The organism is Streptomyces macrolidinus (genome assembly GCF_023887685.1).
In the GTDB taxonomy this organism is placed as follows: domain Bacteria; phylum Actinomycetota; class Actinomycetes; order Streptomycetales; family Streptomycetaceae; genus Streptomyces; species Streptomyces macrolidinus.
Genome location: NZ_JAMWMR010000005.1, coordinates 168,091 through 189,313, shown reverse-complemented (window position 1 = coordinate 189,313; position 21,223 = coordinate 168,091). Strand labels below are relative to the sequence as shown.

Sequence of the window (21,223 nt, the reverse complement as noted above, 5' to 3'; positions counted from 1 at the left end):
AGGGAGTACGAGAAGGTGGCAGCACCTAAGAAGGGCCGGAGCGCGAGCGCCCAGGGCAAGCCGGGGCGCTCGCTGGCTCTCATCCTGATCGCCATCGCGGCGCTCACCGGAGGAATGTTCGCCTCCGGGCATACCACCCCGCGTCTCGGCATCGACCTCGCCGGTGGCACGAGCATCACGCTCAAGGCGAAGAGCGGCCAGGAATCCGCGATCAACAAGACGAACCTGGACACCGCGGTCGACATCATGGAGCGCCGCGTCAACGGTCTGGGCGTCTCCGAAGCGGAGGTCCAGACCCAGGGCGATCGCAACATCATCGTCAACATCCCCAAGGGCACGAACTCCCAGCAGGCCCGGGAACAGGTCGGCACCACGGCCAAGCTGTACTTCCGCCCCGTCCTGACCACCGAGCTCGCCAACCCGCCCGCCTCGGCCGACCCCACGCCGAGCGCCTCCGGCAGCCCCTCGAAGAAGGCCGACGGCACGGCGTCCCCGTCCAGCACCGCGACCTCCTCCGGCTCCGCGACTCCGTCGGCCACGGCCACCTCGCAGGGCCGTGCGGTCACCGACGCGCTGAAGGCCGACGCCACGACCTCGCCGTCCGCCGCGCAGTCGGCGTCCGCCTCGCCGAGCGCCAAGGCCTCCACCTCTGCTGACGCCTCCCCGTCGGCGAACGGTTCCGACGCCGCCGCGGCCAAGCTCCAGCAGCAGTACGCCACGCTCGACTGCTCCGACGCGGCTGCCCGCGCCAAGACCGGTGTCGGCGCCAAGCCCACCGAGCCCACCCTGGCCTGCGGCCAGAACGCGCAGAAGCAGTGGCAGAAGTACATCCTCGGCCCGGCCGAGGTCGCGGGCACGGACGTGAAGAAGGCCCAGGCCGTCTACGACACGCAGGGCGCCGGCGGCTGGAAGGTCACCATGGACTTCACGTCCGCGGGGACCAAGAAGTTCGCGAGCATCACGGGCAAGCTGGCGCAGAACCAGTCGCCGCAGAACCAGTTCGCGATCGTCCTCGACGGCGAGGTCGTCTCCGACCCGTACGTCCGTGAGGCGCTGACCGGTGGCAACGCCGAGATCAGCGGCAGCTTCGACCAGACCGAGGCCAAGAACCTCGCGAACGTCCTGTCGTACGGCGCGCTCCCGCTCTCCTTCGAGGAGCAGAGCGTCACCACCGTCACCGCCGCGCTCGGCGGCGAGCAGCTCAACGCCGGTCTGATCGCGGGCGCGATCGGCCTCGCCCTGGTCATCGTCTACCTGGTGGCCTACTACCGCGGCCTGTCGCTGATCGCGATCGCCTCGCTGCTGGTCTCCGCCGCCCTGACCTACGTGATCATGTCGCTGCTCGGCCCGACCATCGGCTTCGCGCTGAACCTCCCGGCGGTCTGCGGTGCCATCGTCGCGATCGGCATCACGGCGGACTCGTTCATCGTGTTCTTCGAGCGCATCCGGGACGAGATCCGCGAGGGCCGCTCGCTGCGCCCCTCCGTCGAGCGGGCCTGGCCGCGCGCCCGGCGCACCATCCTGGTCTCCGACTTCGTGTCGTTCCTGGCCGCCGCGGTGCTGTTCGTCGTCACGGTCGGCAAGGTCCAGGGCTTCGCGTTCACGCTGGGTCTCACCACGATCTTCGACGTGGTGGTCGTCTTCCTGTTCACCAAGCCGCTGATGACGATCCTCGCCCGCAAGAAGTTCTTCGCCGACGGACACAGCTGGTCGGGCCTCGACCCCAAGCGCCTCGGCGCCAAGCCGCCCCTGCGGCGTACCCGTCGTCCCTCCGCCCCCGTCGACCCGAAGGAGGCGTGAGAGATGTCGAAGCTCGGCAACCTCGGCGCCAGGCTCCACCGAGGCGAAATCGGATACGACTTCGTCCGCAACCGCAAGATCTGGTACGGCATCTCGATCCTGATCACCATCACGGCCATCCTCGGCCTGACGGTGCGGGGCCTGAACATGGGTATCGAGTTCCAGGGCGGCGCCGTCTTCACCACCCCGAAGACCAGCGTCTCCGTGGCGCAGGCCGAGGAGATCGCCCAGGACTCCTCCGGCCATGAGGCGGTCGTCCAGAAGCTCGGCACGGGCGGTCTGCGCATCCAGATCGCGGGGATCGACACCGCCAAGTCGGACCACATCAAGGCGGACCTCGCCAAGGACCTGAAGGTCGACCCGGAGAAGATCAACGCCGACCTGGTGGGCCCCAGTTGGGGTGAGCAGATCGCCAACAAGGCCTGGCAGGGCCTGGCGATCTTCATGGTGCTCGTCGTGATCTACCTGGCGATCGCCTTCGAGTGGCGCATGGCCGTCGCGGCCCTGGTCGCGCTGATCCACGACATCACCATCACCGTCGGCATCTACGCCCTCGTCGGCTTCGAGGTGACGCCGGGCACGGTCATCGGTCTGCTGACGATCCTCGGTTACTCGCTGTACGACACGGTCGTCGTGTTCGACAGCCTCAAGGAATCGACGAAGGACCTCACGAAGCAGACCCGCTGGACCTACAGCGATGTCGCCAACCGCTCGATCAACGCCACGCTGGTCCGCTCGATCAACACCACCGTGGTGGCGCTGCTGCCGGTCGCCGGCCTGCTGTTCATCGGCGGCGGCGTCCTCGGTGCGGGTACGCTCAACGACATCTCCCTGTCGCTGTTCGTCGGCCTCGCGGCCGGCGCCTACTCGTCGATCTTCATCGCCACGCCGCTCGTCGCCGACCTCAAGGAGCGCGAGCCGCAGATGAAGGCCCTCAAGAAGCGTGTTCTCGCCAAGCGTGCACAGGCCGCGGCGGGGGAGGAGCTGGTCGAGGCCCGGACCGTCGGCGGTCCGCTCGTCGACGACGAGCCGCAGGATGCCGCACCCGCGGTCGTCGGCCAGCGCAACCAGCCCGCCGCCCGTAACCGCGGGCGCGGCCGACCCTCAGGAAAGCGTCGATGACCGACATAAAGGAACTGCTGCTCAGTCGCATCCGTGACGTGGCCGACTATCCGGAACCGGGCGTGATGTTCAAGGACATCACCCCGCTGCTCGCGGACCCGGCGGCGTTCACCGCGCTCACGGACACGCTGGCGGAGCTGGCGGTGGAGCACGGCGCGACGAAGATCGTCGGCCTGGAGGCCCGCGGCTTCATCCTCGGCGCCCCGGTCGCCGTCCGCGCCGGTGTCGGTTTCGTCCCCGTACGCAAGGCGGGCAAGCTCCCCGGAGCCACGCTCAGCCAGGCCTACGACCTCGAGTACGGCTCGGCCGAGATCGAGGTGCACGCCGAGGACCTGACCGCGGCCGACCGCGTCATGGTCGTGGACGACGTCCTCGCCACCGGCGGCACCGCCGAGGCCTCCCTGCGGCTCATCCGCCGCGCGGGCGCCCAGGTCGCCGGTGTCTCCGTCCTCATGGAGCTGGGCTTCCTCGGCGGGCGTGCCCGCCTGGCGCCCGCCCTGGACGGCGCCCCGCTGAAGGCGCTGCTCGAGGTCTGAGGCACGGCGGCACAGCCCCGCGCCAGGGCCCCGCAGGGTTGCAGTACACCGCGAGGCGGGCCCCAGAGGAATCTGGTGCCCGCCTCGTGCGTTTGTTCCCTCAGGAGGCCGTCTCGGCCCCGAAGGCGAGCCCACGGCAACCAGCAACAGCATTCCCCCACCGGCTGAAGCCGATCCCGATCGCTACCATGGGATCTCCGGAGCCTGACCGGGGACCCGGATCGCGCATGAGGAGCCCTCTTGCCAGACGAGGCCCAGCCCCTGTCTCCCAGAGCCGAACGCCTGGGGGCATCCGCAGCCGCCAAGCCCGAGTCGGCGTCGCAGGCCGCGGCCACATCCGCGCGCAGCGCGAAGAACGCCCAGCGTGGGCCGGTCGAGCGCGCCTCCGGCACGCCGGGCGAACAGACGGCCGAGCCGTCGCGCCCCAAGCCGGCCCCGGCCGAGCGCACCCCCGCGGTCCGCCCGACCCCGGCCGCGCCCGCCCGCTCCGGCTCCTCCAACCGCGTCCGCGCCCGCCTCGCCCGCCTCGGTGTGCAGCGCGCCAACCCGTACAACCCGGTCCTGGAGCCGCTGCTGCGCATAGTGCGCGGCAACGACCCGAAGATCGACGCGGCGACCCTGCGCCAGGTCGAGCGCGCGTACCAGGTGGCCGAGCGCTGGCATCGCGGCCAGAAGCGCAAGAGCGGCGACCCGTACATCACCCACCCGCTCGCGGTCACCACGATCCTCGCCGAGCTGGGCATGGACCCGGCCACCTTGATGGCGGGCCTGCTGCACGACACCGTCGAGGACACCGAGTACGGCCTCGACCAGCTCCGCCGCGACTTCGGCGACACCGTGGCCCTGCTGGTCGACGGCGTCACCAAGCTGGACAAGGTCAAGTTCGGCGAGGCCGCGCAGGCCGAGACCGTCCGCAAGATGGTCGTCGCCATGGCCAAGGACCCCCGCGTCCTGGTGATCAAGCTCGCCGACCGCCTGCACAACATGCGCACCATGCGCTACCTCAAGCGCGAGAAGCAGGAGAAGAAGGCGCGCGAGACCCTGGAGATCTACGCGCCGCTCGCCCACCGCCTGGGCATGAACACCATCAAGTGGGAACTGGAGGACCTCGCCTTCGCGATCCTCTACCCCAAGATGTACGACGAGATCGTCCGCCTGGTCGCCGAACGCGCCCCCAAGCGGGACGAGTACCTCGCCATAGTGACCGACGAGGTCCAGGCCGACCTGCGCGCGGCCCGCATCAAGGCGACCGTCACCGGCCGCCCGAAGCACTACTACAGCGTCTACCAGAAGATGATCGTCCGCGGTCGCGACTTCGCGGAGATCTACGACCTGGTCGGCATCCGCGTCCTCGTCGACACGGTCCGCGACTGCTACGCGGCGCTGGGCACGGTCCACGCCCGCTGGAACCCGGTTCCCGGGCGGTTCAAGGACTACATCGCGATGCCCAAGTTCAACATGTACCAGTCGCTGCACACCACGGTGATCGGCCCCAACGGCAAGCCCGTCGAACTCCAGATCCGTACGTTCGACATGCACCGCCGCGCCGAGTACGGCATCGCGGCGCACTGGAAGTACAAGCAGGAGGCCGTCGCCGGTGCCTCCAAGGTCCGTACGGACGCGCCGCGTTCGACGACCAAGGACAAGGACGCCGTCAACGACATGGCGTGGCTGCGCCAGTTGCTCGACTGGCAGAAGGAGACCGAGGACCCGAGCGAGTTCCTTGAGTCCCTGCGCTTCGACCTGTCCCGCAACGAGGTCTTCGTCTTCACACCGAAGGGCGACGTCATAGCACTGCCGGCCGGTGCCACACCGGTGGACTTCGCGTACGCGGTCCACACCGAGGTCGGCCACCGGACGATCGGGGCCAGGGTCAACGGCCGACTGGTCCCGCTGGAGTCCACGCTGGACAACGGCGATCTGGTGGAGGTCTTCACCTCCAAGGCAGCCGGCGCGGGCCCCTCCCGCGACTGGCTCGGCTTCGTGAAGTCGCCGCGTGCCCGCAACAAGATCCGGGCCTGGTTCTCCAAGGAGCGGCGCGACGAGGCGATCGAGCAGGGCAAGGACGCGATCGCGCGCGCCATGCGCAAGCAGAACCTGCCGATCCAGCGCATCCTGACCGGCGACTCCCTGGTGACGCTCGCCCATGAGATGCGCTACCCCGACATCTCGTCGCTGTACGCGGCGATCGGCGAGGGCCATGTCGCCGCGCAGAACGTCGTGCAGAAGCTGGTGCAGGCGCTCGGCGGAGAGGAGGCCGCCACCGAGGAGATCGACGAGGCCGTTCCGCCCGCGCGGGGCCGTGGCCGCAAGCAGCGCCGCAGGGAGGACCCCGGCGTCGTGGTCAAGGGCGTCGACGACGTGTGGGTCAAACTGGCCCGCTGCTGCACGCCCGTTCCCGGCGACCGCATCATCGGCTTCGTCACCCGCGGCAGCGGCGTCTCCGTGCACCGCAGCGACTGCGTCAACGTCGAGTCCCTGTCGCGTGAGCCCGAGCGCATCCTCGAGGTGGAGTGGGCCCCGACACAGTCCTCGGTGTTCCTGGTGGCGATCCAGGTGGAGGCGCTGGACCGCTCGCGCCTGCTCTCGGACGTCACCCGGGTCCTGTCCGACCAGCACGTCAACATCCTCTCGGCGGCGGTCCAGACGTCCCGCGACCGCGTGGCCACCTCCCGCTTCACGTTCGAGATGGGCGACCCGAAGCACCTCGGTCACGTCCTGAAGGCCGTACGAGGCGTGGAGGGCGTGTACGACGTGTACCGCGTGACGTCGGCCCGCAGGCCGTGACCGCGAACTACCCGATCCTGTAAGGGACTTGGGGCCACAAGGAAGGGGGCTCCCGTACGCGATGTACGGGAGCCCCCTTCTTGCGAGTTGACGTGTGCGTCAGCCGCCGAACTCCTGAAGACCCTTCAGAGCCTGGTCCAGCAGCGCCTGACGGCCCTCCAGCTCCCGCTGAAGCTTCTCGGCCTTCGCGGTGTTACCCGCGGCCCGAGCCTGCTCGATCTGGCCCGTCAACTTGTCCACGGCCGCCTGGAGTTGACCGGTGAGACCCGCGGCACGCGCGCGTGCCTCCGGGTTCGTGCGGCGCCACTCCGCCTCCTCGGCCTCCTGGATGGCCCGCTCGACCGTGTGCATCCGGCCCTCGACCTTCGGGCGCGCGTCCCGCGGCACATGGCCGATGGCCTCCCAGCGCTCGTTGATCGAACGGAAGGCGGACCGCGCGGACTTCAGGTCCGTGACCGGCAGCAGCTTCTCCGCCTCCCCGGCCAACTCCTCCTTCAGCTTGAGGTTCTCGGCCTGCTCGGCGTCGCGCTCGGCGAAGATCGAGCTGCGCGCGGCGAAGAACACGTCCTGGGCGCCGCGGAAGCGGTTCCACAGATCGTCCTCGTGCTCGCGCTGGGCGCGGCCCGCGGCCTTCCAGTCGGCCATCAGCTCGCGGTAGCGCGCCGCCGTCGGACCCCAGTCCGTCGAACCCGACAGCGCCTCGGCCTCGGCGACCAGCTTCTCCTTGACCTTGCGGGCGTCCTCGCGCTGCGCGTCGAGCTGCGCGAAGTGCGCCTTGCGGCGCTTGGAGAACGCCGAGCGGGCGTGCGAGAAGCGGTGCCACAGTTCGTCGTCCGACTTGCGGTCCAGGCGCGGCAGACCCTTCCACGTGTCCACCAGCGCCCGCAGCCGCTCCCCGGCCGACCGCCACTGGTCGGACTGCGCCAGCTCCTCCGCCTCGGTGACCAGTGCCTCCTTGGCGTGGCGCGCCTCGTCGGACTGCTTGGCCCGCTGCACCTTGCGCTCCTCGCGGCGCGCCTCGACGGTCTCCACGAGCTTGTCCAGGCGGGTCCGCAGCGCGGCCAGGTCGCCCACCGCGTGGTGCGCGTCCACCTGCTCGCGCAGGTGGTCGATCGCGGCCTGGGCGTCCTTCGCCGACAGGTCGGTGGTCTTCACTCGCCGCTCGAGGAGGCCGATCTCCACAACCAGGCCCTCGTACTTGCGCTCGAAGTAGGCCAACGCCTCCTCGGGGGAGCCGGCCTGCCACGAACCGACGACCTGCTCGCCATCGGCTGTCCGCACGTACACGGTCCCCGTCTCGTCGACGCGGCCCCACGGGTCGCTGCTCACAGCGCCTCCTCCACATGATGCCTGCGGAGGGCCTTGGCGCCCCCGGGCATCGTCCACAGTTTCGTCACGGCCAACATAGGCGACCGGCGGGGCGGCTGTCCGCATCCCGCGCGACCGAACTTTCGCTGCTGACGGTCTAGAGCCTGTTGCGAAAGTCCCGTCTGCCTCGCGACGCCCGGCACGGCACCTCGCCGCGTTGTCGGGATCGCCCGCGTACGTCCAGTGCGCGGGCGCCCCTCCGCCTTGCGATGCTCCCCCACTGCCTGAAGGGCGTGGGAGGTGCCCCCAGCACCGGACGCCGCGAGGCCCACCCTCCGGGCGAACGACGCGACTTTCGCAACAGGCCCTAGGACTTCGTCACCGTCGCCTTGTCGATCACCACGGTCGCGTTCGGTGCGCCGTCACCCGCTCCGGTGCTCTCTCCGGCCGCGGCGATCTTCTTCAGTACCGTCAGGCCCTTCTCGTCGATGGTCCCGAACGGGGTGTAGCTGGGCGGCAACTGACTGTCCTGGTAGACCAGGAAGAACTGGCTGCCGCCGGTGTGCGGCTGGCCCGTGTTCGCCATCGCGACCGTGCCCGCCGGATACACGTTGTTCTTCAGGCTCTTGTCCTTGAGGTTCTCGTCCGGAAGCGTGTAGCCGGGACCGCCGTTGCCGATGCCCTTCGGGTCACCGCACTGCAGCACGTAGATGCCGTTGGTGGTGAGCCGGTGGCACTTGGTGTGGTCGAAGTAGCCTTCGCCCGCGAGGAAGTTGAACGAGTTGACGGTGTGCGGGGCCGCCGACTTCAGCGCGATGCCGATGTCACCACAGGTGGTCGCCAGCTTCATCGTGTACTTCGCCGACGTGTCGATGGTCATCGCCGGCTCCTTCTTCCAGCTCAGCGACTTGACCTTGCCCGGAGCGGGCTTCTCGCACGGGTCCGGCGCCTTGCTGGGCGTGGGCTCGGCGCTCGGGGTCACCTCCGCCGCAGCGTTCTCCTTGGTGTCGTCGCCCTTGAAGGCGTCGGTCGCGTACAGCGCCACGCTGCCCACGACGACCACGCCGAGCACCGACGCGATCACGGAATTGCGCACACGTGCCTTGCGTCGGGCGTCCGTACGCCGCTGCTGCTGCCGCAAGAACTTCTCCCGGGCGAGCTGTCGCCGCCGCTGTTCCTGGCTGACCACGGGGTTGTCTCCTCATGCGTCTCGTCCGCCGACCGGTACGCGTGCGTCGGATGTGCCGAGCGCGTGCGTGTGCCCCGTACCGTATATGGGTTCGCTGAGGAAACGGCAGCGCCGGTAGGCTCTGCCCCACAGCCAGCCACTTCCGTACGACACGATGAAGAAGGACGAACGTGCTGATTGCCGGGTTCCCCGCCGGGGCCTGGGGGACCAATTGTTACCTGGTCGCCCCCGCCGCCGGGGAGGAGTGCGTGATCATCGACCCGGGCCATCGGGCCTCCCAAGGGGTCGAGGACGCGCTGAAGAAGCATCGGCTCAAGCCCGTCGCGGTCGTCCTCACCCATGGCCATGTCGACCATGTGGCCTCGGTCGTCCCGCTCTGCGGCGCGCACGACGTGCCCGCGTGGATCCACCCCGACGACCGGTACATGATGAGCGACCCGGAGAAGGCGCTCGGCCGCTCCATCGGGACGCCGCTGATGGGCGAGCTGACCATGGGGGAGCCGGACGACGTCAGGGAGCTGTCCGACGGTACGAAGCTGGAGCTGGCCGGTCTGGAGCTGTCCGTCGCGCATGCGCCCGGCCATACCAAGGGGTCGGTGACCTTCCGGCTGCCCGAGACCGCGGACATCCCGTCGGTCTTCTTCACGGGCGACCTGTTGTTCGCCGGCTCCATCGGACGCACCGACCTGCCCGGCGGTGACATGGCCGAGATGCTCGACTCGCTGGCCCGCGTGTGCCTGCCGCTCGAGGACTCGACCGTGGTGCTGTCGGGCCACGGTCCCCAGACGACCATCGGCCAGGAGCGCGCCACCAACCCGTATCTGCGGCAGGTGGCCGCCGGCCAGGGAGCCCCGACCGCTCCCCGACGAGGAATGTGACGAGAGACCTTCCGTGAGCACCTTCAAGGCCCCCAAGGGCACCTACGACCTGATCCCGCCCGCGTCCGCCGCCTACCTGGCGGTGCGCGAGGCGATCGCGGCCCCGCTGCGCAACTCCGGCTACGGCTACATCGAGACGCCCGGCTTCGAGAACGTCGAGCTGTTCGCGCGCGGCGTCGGCGAGTCCACCGACATCGTCACGAAGGAGATGTACGCCTTCGAGACCAAGGGCGGCGACCGGCTCGCCCTGCGCCCCGAGGGCACCGCCTCCGTGCTGCGCGCCGCGCTGGAGGCGAACCTGCACAAGGCGGGCAATCTGCCCGTCAAGCTCTGGTACTCCGGCTCGTACTACCGCTACGAGCGCCCGCAGAAGGGCCGCTACCGCCACTTCTCGCAGGTCGGCGCGGAGGCGATCGGCGCCGAGGACCCGGCGCTCGACGCCGAACTGATCATCCTGGCCGACCAGGCGTACCGCTCGCTCGGCCTCAGGAACTTCCGCATCCTGCTCAACAGCCTGGGCGACCGCGAGTGCCGCCCGGTGTACCGGGCAGCGCTCCAGGACTTCCTGCGCGGTCTGGACCTCGACGAGGACACCCTGCGCCGCGCCGAGCTGAACCCGCTGCGCGTCCTGGACGACAAGCGCCCGGACGTCCAGAAGCAACTGGGCGACGCCCCGCTGCTGCGTGACTACCTCTGCGACGCGTGCAAGGCGTACCACGAGGAGGTCCGCGAGCTGATCACCGCCGCCGGGGTGTCCTTCGAGGACGACCCGAAGCTGGTCCGCGGCCTGGACTACTACACGCGGACGACCTTCGAGTTCGTCCACGACGGCCTCGGCTCGCAGTCCGCGGTGGGCGGCGGCGGTCGCTACGACGGCCTCTCGGAGATGATCGGCGGCCCCGCGCTGCCGTCCGTGGGCTGGGCGCTCGGCGTCGACCGCACGGTGCTGGCGCTGGAGGCGGAGGGCGTCGAGCTCCAGCTCCCCGCGGCCACGAGCGTGTTCGCCGTCCCGCTCGGGGAGGAGGCCCGCCGCGTCCTGTTCGCGACGGTCACCGAACTGCGCAAGCAGGGCGTCGCCGCCGACTTCGGCTATGGCCACAAGGGCCTCAAGGCCGCGATGAAGGCCGCCAACCGGTCCGGGGCGCGCTATGCCCTGGTGCTCGGCGAGCGGGATCTCGCCGAGGGCGTCGTCCAGCTCAAGGACATGGAGTCCGGCGAGCAGCAGGCGGTCGGCGTGGACACGATCGTCGCCGAACTGGTGAAGCGACTCGGCTGACGGCCGGGCCGGGCGGCCGTGTGCCGCCCGGCCCGACGCACCGCGGACCGTCAACTCGGCGAGCGCCGATTCGCCCGTCCCGGTGCTCCCACTTTCGAGGCATCGCCCGGTGGACACCACAGGTACGTGCGGCACAATGACCCCAGTCCGCAGGCCCACCACTCGAGCATCGGAAGCGGCGTGATGAGCAAGACGACAGTCAAGGACGTCTCCATGGGGTCCACCGAGCGGGAACCCGCCGCCGCGTCCGGCGCGGTGGGCGGCAGCCGCGCGTTCGCCCTGCTGCTGGCGATCACCGGCGCGGCCGGAGTGCTCTCCGCATGGGTCATCACCCTCGACAAGTTCAAGATCCTCGAGGGCAAGGTGAGCGGCAAGACGTTCACCCCGAGCTGCAGCATCAACCCGATCATTTCCTGCGGCAGCGTCATGGAGAGCAAGCAGGCGGGCGTCTTCGGGTTCCCCAACCCGATGCTCGGCCTCGTCTGCTACGGCATCGTCGTCTGCGTCGGCGTGACCCTGCTCGTCGGCGCCCGCTTCCCGCGCTGGTACTGGCTGACGTTCAACGCAGGAACGCTCTTCGGCGTGGGCTTCTGCACCTGGCTGATGTTCCAGTCGCTGTACCGGATCAACGCGCTGTGCCTGTGGTGCACGCTGGCCTGGATCGCCACGCTCGTCATGTTCTGGTACGTGACCTCGTTCAACATCCGCAACGGCTTCCTGCCCGCCCCGCGCCCGGTGAAGAACTTCCTGAGCGAGTTCACCTGGGTCCTGCCGGTCACGCACACGGGCGTCATCGCCATGCTGATCCTGACCCGCTGGGGCAGCCAGCTCTGGACCTGAGCCCCGGCCGGGGCACCGGCCCCGCACTCGTTGTCGGTCCGGTGACATAGGGTTTCGAGAGTGGAGCCCGACCTGTTCACCGCAGCCGCAGAAGAACGCCAGGAGAAGGACCCGACCGGCAGCCCCCTGGCGGTCCGTATGCGCCCGCGCACCCTCGACGAGGTAGTGGGCCAGCAGCATCTGCTGGGGCCGGGATCCCCGCTGCGCAGACTGGTCGGCGCGGGCAACGGCGGCCCCGCCGGACCCTCCTCCGTGATCCTCTGGGGCCCGCCCGGCACCGGCAAGACGACGCTGGCGTACGTCGTCTCGAAGGCCACCAACAAGCGCTTCGTCGAACTGTCGGCGATCACGGCGGGCGTGAAGGAGGTCCGCGCGGTCATCGACAGCGCCCGCCGGGCCACCGGCGGCTTCGGCACCGAGACCGTCCTCTTCCTGGACGAGATCCACCGCTTCAGCAAGGCCCAGCAGGACTCCCTGCTCCCGGCCGTGGAGAACCGCTGGGTGACCCTGATCGCGGCCACCACGGAGAACCCGTACTTCTCGGTGATCTCCCCGCTGCTCTCCCGCTCCCTCCTCCTCACCCTCGAACCGCTCACGGACGACGACATACGCGGCCTGCTGCGCCGGGCCCTGACCGCCGAGCGGGGTCTGGGCGGCGCCGTCACGCTCCCCGAGGACACCGAGGCCCATCTGCTGCGCATCGCCGGCGGTGACGCCCGGCGCGCCCTGACGGCCCTGGAGGCCGCGGCCGGGGCCGCCCTCGACCAGGGCGAGCCGGAGGTCGGCCTCGCCACCCTGGAGCAGACCGTCGACCGCGCCGCGGTGAAGTACGACCGCGACGGCGACCAGCACTACGACGTCGCGAGCGCCCTGATCAAGTCGATCCGCGGCTCGGACGTCGACGCCGCGCTGCACTACCTGGCCCGGATGATCGAGGCGGGCGAGGACCCCCGCTTCATCGCCCGCCGTCTGATGATCTCCGCCAGCGAGGACATCGGCCTGGCCGACCCCAACGCGCTGCAGATCGCCGTCGCCGCGGCCCAGGCCGTCGCGATGATCGGCTTCCCGGAGGCCGCGCTCACCCTCAGCCACGCCACCATCGCCCTCGCCCTGGCCCCCAAGTCCAACACGGCGACCACGGCGATCGGCGCGGCCCTGGACGACGTCCGCAAGGGGCTCGCCGGACCCGTCCCCACGCATCTGCGCGACGGCCACTACAAGGGCGCGGCCAAGCTCGGCCACGCCCAGGGGTATGTGTACCCGCACGATCTGGCGGAGGGCATCGCCGCCCAGCAGTACGCCCCGGACGCGCTCAAGGACCGCGAGTACTACGCCCCGACCCGGCACGGCGCCGAGGCGCGGTACGCGGACGCCGTGGAGTGGACCCGCAAGCACCTCGGCCGCCGCCGGTCCTGACCCCCGAGGGGGCCGGGTTCCCGGGGGTCGAAGGCGGTCGCGGGCACCTGTAGACTGCTCTACAGCGCTGCGTCCCGTGTCCGGCACCTCATATCAAGAGGGGTCGGCACCACCAGAACGGGACATCCAGCCGGAACCCCACCGCCGTACGGCGAGGGGATCCAGGAGCGTCGCGCACCGTCGAACGGTGTCGCGGGCAGCCCACCACCTCCCCGGAAGCCCCGGAGAACAGGTCGGTGGGCCTCTCGCGTGCTGCACGTATGTGCCCAGACCAGGGAGCGGCTGCCCGGCAGGCCCCATGCGGACCCGCAGGGTTTCCCCGGCTGCGGATGCGACCTCCCCTAACCCTGGTGAAGCCGTATTCATACAGAAACACGAGGTGTTTGGTTCATGGCGAACCAGTCCCGCCCCAAGGTCAAGAAGTCGCGTGCCCTCGGTATCGCGCTGACCCCGAAGGCCGTCAAGTACTTCGAGGCCCGCCCCTACCCGCCGGGTGAGCACGGCCGTGGCCGCAAGCAGAACTCGGACTACAAGGTCCGTCTGCTGGAGAAGCAGCGTCTGCGCGCTCAGTACGACATCTCCGAGCGCCAGCTCGTGCGCGCCTACGAGCGTGCCTCCAAGGTCCAGGGCAAGACCGGTGAGGCCCTGATCGTGGAGCTGGAGCGCCGTCTCGACGCGCTGGTCCTGCGTTCGGGCATCGCCCGCACGATCTACCAGGCCCGCCAGATGGTCGTCCACGGCCACATCGAGGTCAACGGCCAGAAGGTCGACAAGCCGTCGTTCCGCGTCCGTCCCGACGACGTCGTGATGGTCCGCGAGCGCAGCCGTGAGAAGTCGCTCTTCCAGGTCGCCCGCGAGGGTGGCTTCGCCCCCGACGGCGAGACCCCGCGCTACCTCCAGGTGAACCTCAAGGCCCTGGCGTTCCGCCTGGACCGCGAGCCGAACCGCAAGGAGATCCCGGTGATCTGCGACGAGCAGCTCGTCGTCGAGTACTACGCCCGCTGATCACTCAGCAGCGACGCGTCACTCGCAGCACGGCAAGCCCGTCGTCTCCCGCCTCCCGGCGGCGAGACGGCGGGCTTGCCGCGTCCGCGGCGGGCACCGCGGCGCCCTCGCCCCGGCCCCCGATCCGCCCCGGAATCCGGTACGGACGCACCGCCCCGGCGCGATAGGCTCGGAGAACGACTTTTCAATGTTCAGACACGTTCCAGGGAGCGGGTGCGCACGGTGTCCGGTGGAGAGGTAGCCGGGATCCTCGTGGCCGTCTTCTGGGCGATCCTGGTCTCCTTCCTGGCTGTCGCGCTGGCCAGACTGGCCCAGACGCTCAGGACGACCACCAAGCTGATCGCGGACGTGACCGACCAGGCCGTCCCGCTGCTGGCCGACGCCTCCGACGCGGTGCGCTCCGCACAGACCCAGATCGACCGGGTCGACGCGATCGCCTCCGACGTCCAGGAGGTCACGTCCAACGCCTCGGCGCTGTCGTCGACGGTGGCGTCCACCTTCGGCGGCCCCCTGGTGAAGGTCGCGGCGTTCGGCTACGGCGTCCGCAGCGCCCTCGCGGGCCGCCGGGAGAACGTGACCGCCAAGGCGCCCCGGCGTACCGTGATCGTGGGCCGTACCGTCCCGACCTCCGCGCGCCGGAGGAAGCGGAACAACCGGGGAAGCAACCGGGAAGAGGGGCTCTGACCGAGCGATGTTCCGCCGTTCGTTCTGGTTCACCACAGGCGTCGCCGCCGGTGTGTGGGCCACCACCAAGGTCAATCGCAAGCTGAGGCAGCTCACCCCCGAGAGCCTCGCCGCGCAGGCGGCGAACAAGGCGATCGAGGCGGGCCACCGGCTCAAGGACCGTGCCACGGACTTCGCGCTCGACATCCGGGCGGGCATGGCCCAGCGCGAGGCCGAACTCGACGACGCGCTCGGCCTGACCGCGCCGGTCGACGAACTTCCCGCCCCCCGGCGGTTCACCGCCATCGAGAACCACAACAACCCGAAGTACGTCGAGAGGTCGACGTACTCGTACAACCGGAATGAGGACCACTGATGGAGTCGGCTGAAATCCGCCGCCGCTGGTTGAGCTTCTTCGAGGAGCGCGGTCACACCGTCGTCCCTTCGGCGTCGCTCATCGCGGACGACCCGACTCTGCTCCTCGTCCCGGCCGGCATGGTGCCCTTCAAGCCCTACTTCCTGGGTGAGGTCAAGCCGCCGGCCCCGCGCGCCACCAGCGTGCAGAAGTGCGTGCGCACGCCCGACATCGAAGAGGTCGGCAAGACCACGCGGCACGGCACGTTCTTCCAGATGTGCGGCAACTTCTCCTTCGGTGACTACTTCAAGGAAGGCGCCATCAAGTACGCCTGGGAGCTGCTCACCACGCCCCAGGACAAGGGCGGTTACGGTCTCGACCCCGAGCGCCTGTGGGTCACCGTCTACCAGGACGACGACGAGGCCGAGCAGATCTGGCGCGACGTCGTGGGCATCCCGGCCGAGCGCATCCAGCGCCTGGGCAAGAAGGACAACTTCTGGTCCATGGGCGTGCCCGGCCCGTGCGGACCCTGCTCAGAGATCAACTACGACCGCGGCCCCGAGTTCGGCGTCGAGGGCGGCCCCGCCGTCAACGACGAGCGGTACGTGGAGATCTGGAACCTCGTCTTCATGCAGTACGAGCGGGGCAAGGGCATCGGCAAGGAGGACTTCGAGATCCTCGGCGACCTGCCGAGCAAGAACATCGACACGGGTCTCGGCCTGGAGCGGCTCGCCATGATTCTGCAGGGCGTGCAGAACATGTTCGAGATCGACACCTCCATGGCCGTGATCAAGAAGGCCACCGAGCTGACCGGCGTGGCCTACGGCGACGCGCACGCCTCGGACGTGTCCCTGCGCGTGGTCACCGACCACATGCGCACCGCCACCATGCTCATCGGCGACGGCGTCACCCCGGGCAACGAGGGCCGCGGCTATGTCCTGCGCCGCATCATGCGCCGCGCCATCCGCAACATGCGTCTGCTCGGCGCCACCGGTCCGGTCGTCAAGGACCTGGTCGACGTCGTGATCGGCATGATGGGCCAGCAGTACCCCGAGCTGGTCACCGACCGCGAGCGCATCGAGAAGGTCGCCCTCGCCGAGGAGAACGCCTTCCTCAAGACGCTGAAGGCCGGCACCAACATCCTCGACACCGCCGTGACCGAGACCAAGGCCACGGGCTCCACGGTCCTGCCCGGCGACAAGGCGTTCCTGCTCCACGACACCTGGGGCTTCCCGATCGACCTCACCCTGGAGATGGCCGCCGAACAGGGCCTGTCCGTGGACGAGGAGGGCTTCCGCCGCCTGATGAAGGAGCAGCGGGAGCGCGCCAAGGCCGACGCCCAGGCCAAGAAGACGGGCCACGCCGACCTCGGCGCCTACCGCGAGATCGCCGACGCCGCCGGGGCGACCGACTTCATCGGCTACTCCGACACCGAGGGCGAGTCCACGATCGTGGGCATCCTCGTCGACGGCGTCTCCTCCCCGGCCGCCTCCGAGGGCGACGACGTCGAGATCGTCCTGGACCGCACCCCGTTCTACGCCGAGGGCGGCGGTCAGATCGGTGACACCGGCCGCATCAAGGTCGACTCCGGTGCCGTCATCGAGGTCCGCGACTGCCAGAAGCCCGTCCCGGGTGTCTACGTCCACAAGGGCGTCGTCCAGGTCGGCGAGGTCACCCTCGGCGCCAAGGCCCACGCCTCGATCGACGCCCGCCGCCGCAAGGCCATCGCCCGCGCCCACTCGGCCACCCACCTCACCCACCAGGCCCTGCGCGACGCCCTCGGCCCGACGGCCGCCCAGGCCGGTTCGGAGAACCAGCCCGGCCGCTTCCGCTTCGACTTCGGCTCGCCGTCCGCCGTCCCGACGGCCGTGATGACCGACGTCGAGCAGAAGATCAACGAGGTGCTCGCCCGCGACCTCGACGTGCACGCCGAGGTCATGGGCATCGACGAGGCCAAGAAGCAGGGCGCCATCGCCGAGTTCGGCGAGAAGTACGGCGAGCGCGTCCGTGTCGTGACCATCGGCGACTTCTCCAAGGAGCTGTGCGGCGGCACGCATGTGCACAACACCGCCTCGCTCGGCCTGGTGAAGCTGCTCGGCGAGTCCTCGATCGGCTCCGGTGTGCGCCGTATCGAGGCCCTGGTCGGCGTGGACGCCTACAGCTTCCTCGCCCGCGAGCACACGGTCGTCAACCAGCTCACCGAGCTGCTGAAGGGCCGCTCGGAGGAACTGCCGGAGAAGGTCGCCGGGATGCTCGGCAAGCTGAAGGACGCCGAGAAGGAGATCGAGAAGTTCCGCGCCGAGAAGGTGCTCCAGGCCGCCGCCGGTCTCGCCGAGTCCGCCAAGGACGTCCGCGGGATCGCCCTGGTCACCGGGCAGGTGCCGGACGGCACGACGCCCGACGACCTGCGCAAGCTGGTGCTGGACGTACGCGGCCGTATCCAGGGCGGCCGGGCCGCCGTGGTCGCCCTGTTCACCGTCAACAACGGCAAGCCGCTCACGGTCATCGCGACCAACGAGGCCGCCCGCGAGCGCGGTCTGAAGGCCGGTGAACTGGTGCGGACCGCCGCCAAGACCCTCGGTGGCGGCGGGGGCGGCAAGCCGGACGTCGCCCAGGGCGGTGGCCAGAACCCGGCCGCCGTCGGCGAGGCGGTCGAGGCCGTCGAGCGCCTGGTCGCCGAGACCGCCGACTAGGAAGCGGTCACACGTATGAGAAGAGGACGCCGACTCGCGATCGATGTCGGTGACGCCCGGATCGGGGTCGCCTCGTGCGACCCCGACGGGATCCTCGCCACTCCGGTGGAGACGGTCCCGGGGCGTGACATCCCGGCAGCCCAGCGGCGCTTGAGGCAGCTCGTCGAGGAGTACGAGCCGATCGAGGTCGTCGTCGGTCTGCCCCGCTCCCTCAAGGGGGGCGAGGGCCCGGCCGCGGTCAAGGTCCGCGGCTTCGCCCAGGAACTGGCCCGCATGATCGCGCCGATTCCGGTCAGGCTCGTGGACGAGCGGATGACCACGGTGACGGCGAGCCAAGGACTGCGTGCCTCCGGCGTCCGGTCCAAGAAGGGCCGGGCGGTGATCGACCAGGCCGCGGCCGTCATCATCCTCCAACAGGCCCTGGAATCCGAAAGGGTGTCAGGGAAGTCCCCGGGCGAGGGCGTCGAAGTGGTCATCTGATCGCGATACGGTAACGTTCCGCGCGATGCGATGGCATTCGAACAGCCGCCGCACAGCAAAGAGGCGGAACGCGGGCCGAGCCGGCGGCGCCTCGCGGCTCTAGGGGATCGATGACTGAGTATGGCCGGGGCCCCGGCTCCGAACCGTGGCATCCCGAGGACCCGTTGTACGGGGACGGTGGATGGGGAGGACAGCAGGCCCACGGGGCTCAGTCCCCGTACGGCGGCCACCCGCAGCAGCCGCAGCAACAGCAGCAGCACTACGGTGACTGGGGAGGCGGCCAGTCAGGCGGCTACGACCAGGGGCAGCAGCAGTACCCGCAGCAGTACCCGGGCCCCTATCCCGGACAGGGGCAGGACCCCTACCAGCAGCAGGGCGGGCAGCCCTACCAGCAGCCGGGGCAGCAGTACCCGCCCCAGATGCAGCAGGGCCAGGGCCAGGGCAACGGCGGCTGGGTCGGCGGAGGTCAGGGCGATGTCCCCTACCCCGGCGACCCGGCCGACCCGTACGGCACTCAGGGCGGCCCCCAGGCCGGTGCCCACGGCGGCGGGCAGTCCGACTACTACCAGTCGCCCGAGGCGTACCCGCCGTCCGAGCCGCAGCCGTCCGAGCCGCAGCGCCGACGCGCCGAGCCGGAGCCGGAGACCGACTGGGATCCCGGCCCCGACCGGGGCGAACACGCCTTCTTCGCGGGCGACGACGAGGACGACGGCCACGACGACGAGCCGGACGGCCGCCGGGGCCGCGCCGCTCGGCGAGGGCGCGGCGGCAAGGAGAAGAAGGAGAAGAAGGGGCGCAGCGGGTCCGCCTGCCTGATCGTCGTCCTGATCCTCGGCGGCGGTATCGGCGGGATCGGCTATGTCGGTTACCAGTACTACCAAAGCCACTTCGGCTCGGCGCCCGACTACGAGGGCCAGGGCACGAGCGAGCTGGTCACGGTCACGATCCCACGGGGCGCCGTCGGTTCCACCATCGGGCAGGCGCTGAAGAAGGCCGGTGTCGTCAAGAGCGTCGACGCGTTCGTGGCGGCGCAGCAGGCGAACCCGCGCGGCAACGCCATCCAGGCGGGCACGTACACGTTGCACAAGCACATGTCCGCGGCCAGCGCCGTCGAGTTGATGCTCAGCCCGCAGAGCAAGAACAACCTGATCATCGCCGAGGGCTGGCGCAACGCCAAGATCTACGAGGCGATCGACGAGCGGCTGAAGCTGAAGGCGGGCACCACCAAGGGAATCGCCGAGAGCAAGTGGAAGAGCCTCGGCCTGCCCGACTGGGCCAACACGGACAAGGACATCAAGGACCCGCTGGAGGGCTTCCTCTATCCGTCCAGCTATCCGGTCTCCAAGGGCATGAAGCCCGAGGACGTCCTCAAGCAGATGGTCGGCATGGCCAACGAGAAGTACACCGAGTACGGCATCAAGGAGAAGGCCGACAGCCTCGACCTGCAGAACCCGCTGCAGGTGCTCACGGTCGCGAGTCTCGTCCAGGCCGAGGGCCGGTCCAAGCGGGACTTCGAGAAGGTAGCGACGGTGGTCTACAACCGGCTCAAGCCGGACAACACCGAGACCAACGGCCTGCTCGACTTCGACTCGACGGTCAACTACCTGCGCGGAGAGTCGAAACTCGGCACCGGTTCCGTCGACGACCTGCGGAAGATAGACGATCCGTACAACACCTACCGGGTCAAGGGCCTGCCGCCCGGACCCATCGACAACCCCGGGGAGGTCGCGATCAAGGCCGCCCTCCACCCGGCCAAGGGCAACTGGTACTACTTCGTCGCGATCAACGGCAAGACCGTGTTCGCCGAGACCAACGCGGAGCAGAACCGCAACCGCGAGAAGTACCTCGAAGACCAGAAGCAGGGACAATGAACGGCCCCTCCGGCACGCGCCGGGCCGCCGTGCTCGGTTCGCCCATCGCGCATTCCCTCTCTCCCGTGCTGCACCGCGCCGCCTACGCGGAGTTGGGGCTGAGCGACTGGTCCTACGACCGGTTCGACGTCGACGAGGAGCACCTGCCCGGGTTCTTCGCCCGACTCGGCCCGGAATGGGCCGGGTTGTCGCTGACCATGCCGCTCAAGCGGGCCGTCATCCCGCTGCTCGACTCGATCAGTGACGCGGCGGCCTCGGTCGAAGCGGTCAACACCGTCCTGTTCACCGAGGACGGGCGGCGGATCGGTGACAACACCGACATCCCCGGGATGGTGGCCGCCCTGCGTGAGCGGGGTGTCGAGCAGGTGGAGTCCGCCGCGATCCTCGGCGCCGGCGCCACCGCCTCCTCCGCGCTCGCCGCACTGGCCCGGATCTGCACCGGCGAGGTCGTCGCCTACGTCCGCAGCGCGGCGCGGGCCGCCGAGATGCGGCAGTGGGGCGAGCGGCTCGGCGTCGACGTCCGCACGGCCGACTGGGCGGACGCCGACCAGGCACTGCGCGCCCCGCTGGTCGTCGCCACCACCCCGGCCGGGACCACGGACGCGCTGGCCGCCGCCGTCCCGGAGCGCCCCGCGACCCTGTTCGACGTGCTCTACGACCCCTGGCCCACCGCCCTCGCGGCGCGCTGGTCCGCGTACGGGGGCGCCGTCGTCGGGGGCCTCGACCTGCTGGTGCACCAGGCGGTGCTCCAGGTCGAGCGGATGACGGGCCGTTCCCCGGCCCCGCTGGACGCCATGCGCAGGGCGGGAGAGCACGCCCTCGCCGCCCGGTAGCCGCCGGCCCGCCGCGCACCCCGCTGACGTCCGCCTTGTGGACTTGGGCCCGCCACCCCCCACGGACGTGGGAGGATCGGAGGTGGCGGGCCGGGGCCGCGCACCCGGTCGCCGTCGCTGTACGCGAGACGCGCGTACAGATGAGAGGACCAGGGCGCGAGCACTGAGGAG

The 21,223-nt window shown here is 70.0% G+C and carries 17 protein-coding genes; 15 read left to right on the top strand and 2 right to left on the bottom strand.

All coding sequences use genetic code 11. The annotated features are described in order from the left end of the window. Positions 1-15 precede the first annotated feature (15 nt). The 4 genes from secD (at position 16) to NGF19_RS08275 (ending at position 6,245) form a co-directional block, all read left to right on the top strand. On the top strand, positions 16-1,800 hold the full coding sequence (gene secD, locus NGF19_RS08290; RefSeq protein WP_252423606.1) for a protein translocase subunit SecD: 1,785 nt from the start codon (positions 16-18) through the stop codon (positions 1,798-1,800). 3 nt (positions 1,801-1,803) lie between these two features. Next, a complete protein-coding gene (gene secF / locus NGF19_RS08285; protein WP_252423604.1) occupies positions 1,804-2,922 on the top strand; it encodes a protein translocase subunit SecF in 1,119 nt (372 codons plus the stop codon). Next, positions 2,919-3,458: an adenine phosphoribosyltransferase gene (locus tag NGF19_RS08280; RefSeq protein WP_252423602.1), complete on the top strand. Its 540-nt coding sequence runs from the start codon at positions 2,919-2,921 to the stop codon at positions 3,456-3,458. Before secF ends, NGF19_RS08280 begins: the two co-directional genes overlap by 4 nt. 240 nt (positions 3,459-3,698) lie before the next feature. Beyond that, complete coding sequence (locus NGF19_RS08275; RefSeq protein ID WP_372505617.1) at positions 3,699-6,245, top strand: RelA/SpoT family protein; 2,547 nt, start codon at positions 3,699-3,701, stop codon at positions 6,243-6,245. Positions 6,246-6,344: 99 nt separating this feature from the next. Here the strand turns inward: NGF19_RS08275 and NGF19_RS08270 are convergent, their stop codons facing one another. Together NGF19_RS08270 and NGF19_RS08265 are read right to left on the bottom strand one after the other, a co-directional pair. Beyond that, the gene (locus NGF19_RS08270) at positions 6,345-7,574 is read right to left on the bottom strand and encodes a DUF349 domain-containing protein (RefSeq protein WP_252423600.1); all 1,230 of its coding nucleotides are present in this window, start codon (positions 7,572-7,574) and stop codon (positions 6,345-6,347) included. Between the two features lie 346 nt (positions 7,575-7,920). Continuing rightward, a complete protein-coding gene (locus NGF19_RS08265) occupies positions 7,921-8,742 on the bottom strand; it encodes a peptidylprolyl isomerase (RefSeq protein ID WP_252423598.1) in 822 nt (273 codons plus the stop codon). A 170-nt stretch (positions 8,743-8,912) separates the two neighbouring features. Here NGF19_RS08265 and NGF19_RS08260 point away from each other — a divergent pair, with 170 nt between their 5' ends. The 11 genes from NGF19_RS08260 (at position 8,913) to NGF19_RS08210 (ending at position 21,052) form a co-directional block, all read left to right on the top strand. Beyond that, positions 8,913-9,620: an MBL fold metallo-hydrolase gene (locus NGF19_RS08260; protein WP_252423596.1), complete on the top strand. Its 708-nt coding sequence runs from the start codon at positions 8,913-8,915 to the stop codon at positions 9,618-9,620. 13 nt (positions 9,621-9,633) lie between these two features. Beyond that, positions 9,634-10,896: a histidine--tRNA ligase gene (gene hisS, locus NGF19_RS08255; protein ID WP_252423594.1), complete on the top strand. Its 1,263-nt coding sequence runs from the start codon at positions 9,634-9,636 to the stop codon at positions 10,894-10,896. A 183-nt stretch (positions 10,897-11,079) separates the two neighbouring features. Further along, a complete protein-coding gene (locus tag NGF19_RS08250) occupies positions 11,080-11,736 on the top strand; it encodes a vitamin K epoxide reductase family protein (RefSeq protein ID WP_252423592.1) in 657 nt (218 codons plus the stop codon). 60 nt (positions 11,737-11,796) lie between these two features. Then, on the top strand, positions 11,797-13,152 hold the full coding sequence (locus NGF19_RS08245; RefSeq protein ID WP_252423590.1) for a replication-associated recombination protein A: 1,356 nt from the start codon (positions 11,797-11,799) through the stop codon (positions 13,150-13,152). A 390-nt stretch (positions 13,153-13,542) separates the two neighbouring features. Beyond that, positions 13,543-14,157 carry a 30S ribosomal protein S4 gene (rpsD, locus tag NGF19_RS08240; RefSeq protein WP_252423588.1) on the top strand — a complete coding sequence of 205 codons (615 nt, stop codon included), beginning with the start codon at positions 13,543-13,545 and terminating at the stop codon, positions 14,155-14,157. A gap of 213 nt (positions 14,158-14,370) precedes the next feature. Next, positions 14,371-14,841 carry a DUF948 domain-containing protein gene (locus NGF19_RS08235; RefSeq protein WP_252423578.1) on the top strand — a complete coding sequence of 157 codons (471 nt, stop codon included), beginning with the start codon at positions 14,371-14,373 and terminating at the stop codon, positions 14,839-14,841. Between the two features lie 7 nt (positions 14,842-14,848). Then, positions 14,849-15,196 (top strand): hypothetical protein, encoded by a 348-nt coding sequence (locus NGF19_RS08230; protein ID WP_252423576.1) that lies wholly within the window; start codon positions 14,849-14,851, stop codon positions 15,194-15,196. Next, on the top strand, positions 15,196-17,868 hold the full coding sequence (alaS, locus tag NGF19_RS08225) for an alanine--tRNA ligase (RefSeq protein WP_252423575.1): 2,673 nt from the start codon (positions 15,196-15,198) through the stop codon (positions 17,866-17,868). The genes NGF19_RS08230 and alaS overlap by 1 nt, the downstream gene beginning before the upstream one ends. Positions 17,869-17,883: 15 nt before the next feature. Continuing rightward, positions 17,884-18,348 carry a Holliday junction resolvase RuvX gene (gene ruvX, locus NGF19_RS08220; RefSeq protein WP_252423573.1) on the top strand — a complete coding sequence of 155 codons (465 nt, stop codon included), beginning with the start codon at positions 17,884-17,886 and terminating at the stop codon, positions 18,346-18,348. Positions 18,349-18,458: 110 nt separating this feature from the next. Then, the gene (mltG, locus tag NGF19_RS08215; protein ID WP_252423572.1) at positions 18,459-20,219 is read left to right on the top strand and encodes an endolytic transglycosylase MltG; all 1,761 of its coding nucleotides are present in this window, start codon (positions 18,459-18,461) and stop codon (positions 20,217-20,219) included. After that, on the top strand, positions 20,216-21,052 hold the full coding sequence (locus NGF19_RS08210; protein WP_252423570.1) for a shikimate dehydrogenase: 837 nt from the start codon (positions 20,216-20,218) through the stop codon (positions 21,050-21,052). Before mltG ends, NGF19_RS08210 begins: the two co-directional genes overlap by 4 nt. Positions 21,053-21,223 lie beyond the last annotated feature (171 nt).

Bases quoted from the DNA above. Each gene is read 5' to 3' on its own strand.
- secF (WP_252423604.1), top strand. From the start codon at position 1,804: ATGTCGAAGCTCGGCAACCTCGGCGCCAGGCTCCACCGAGGCGAAATC.
- NGF19_RS08280 (WP_252423602.1), top strand. From the start codon at position 2,919: ATGACCGACATAAAGGAACTGCTGCTCAGTCGCATCCGTGACGTGGCC.
- NGF19_RS08250 (WP_252423592.1), top strand. From the start codon at position 11,080: ATGAGCAAGACGACAGTCAAGGACGTCTCCATGGGGTCCACCGAGCGG.
- rpsD (WP_252423588.1), top strand. From the start codon at position 13,543: ATGGCGAACCAGTCCCGCCCCAAGGTCAAGAAGTCGCGTGCCCTCGGT.
- NGF19_RS08230 (WP_252423576.1), top strand. From the start codon at position 14,849: ATGTTCCGCCGTTCGTTCTGGTTCACCACAGGCGTCGCCGCCGGTGTG.
- alaS (WP_252423575.1), top strand. From the start codon at position 15,196: ATGGAGTCGGCTGAAATCCGCCGCCGCTGGTTGAGCTTCTTCGAGGAG.
- ruvX (WP_252423573.1), top strand. From the start codon at position 17,884: ATGAGAAGAGGACGCCGACTCGCGATCGATGTCGGTGACGCCCGGATC.
- mltG (WP_252423572.1), top strand. From the start codon at position 18,459: ATGACTGAGTATGGCCGGGGCCCCGGCTCCGAACCGTGGCATCCCGAG.
- NGF19_RS08210 (WP_252423570.1), top strand. From the start codon at position 20,216: ATGAACGGCCCCTCCGGCACGCGCCGGGCCGCCGTGCTCGGTTCGCCC.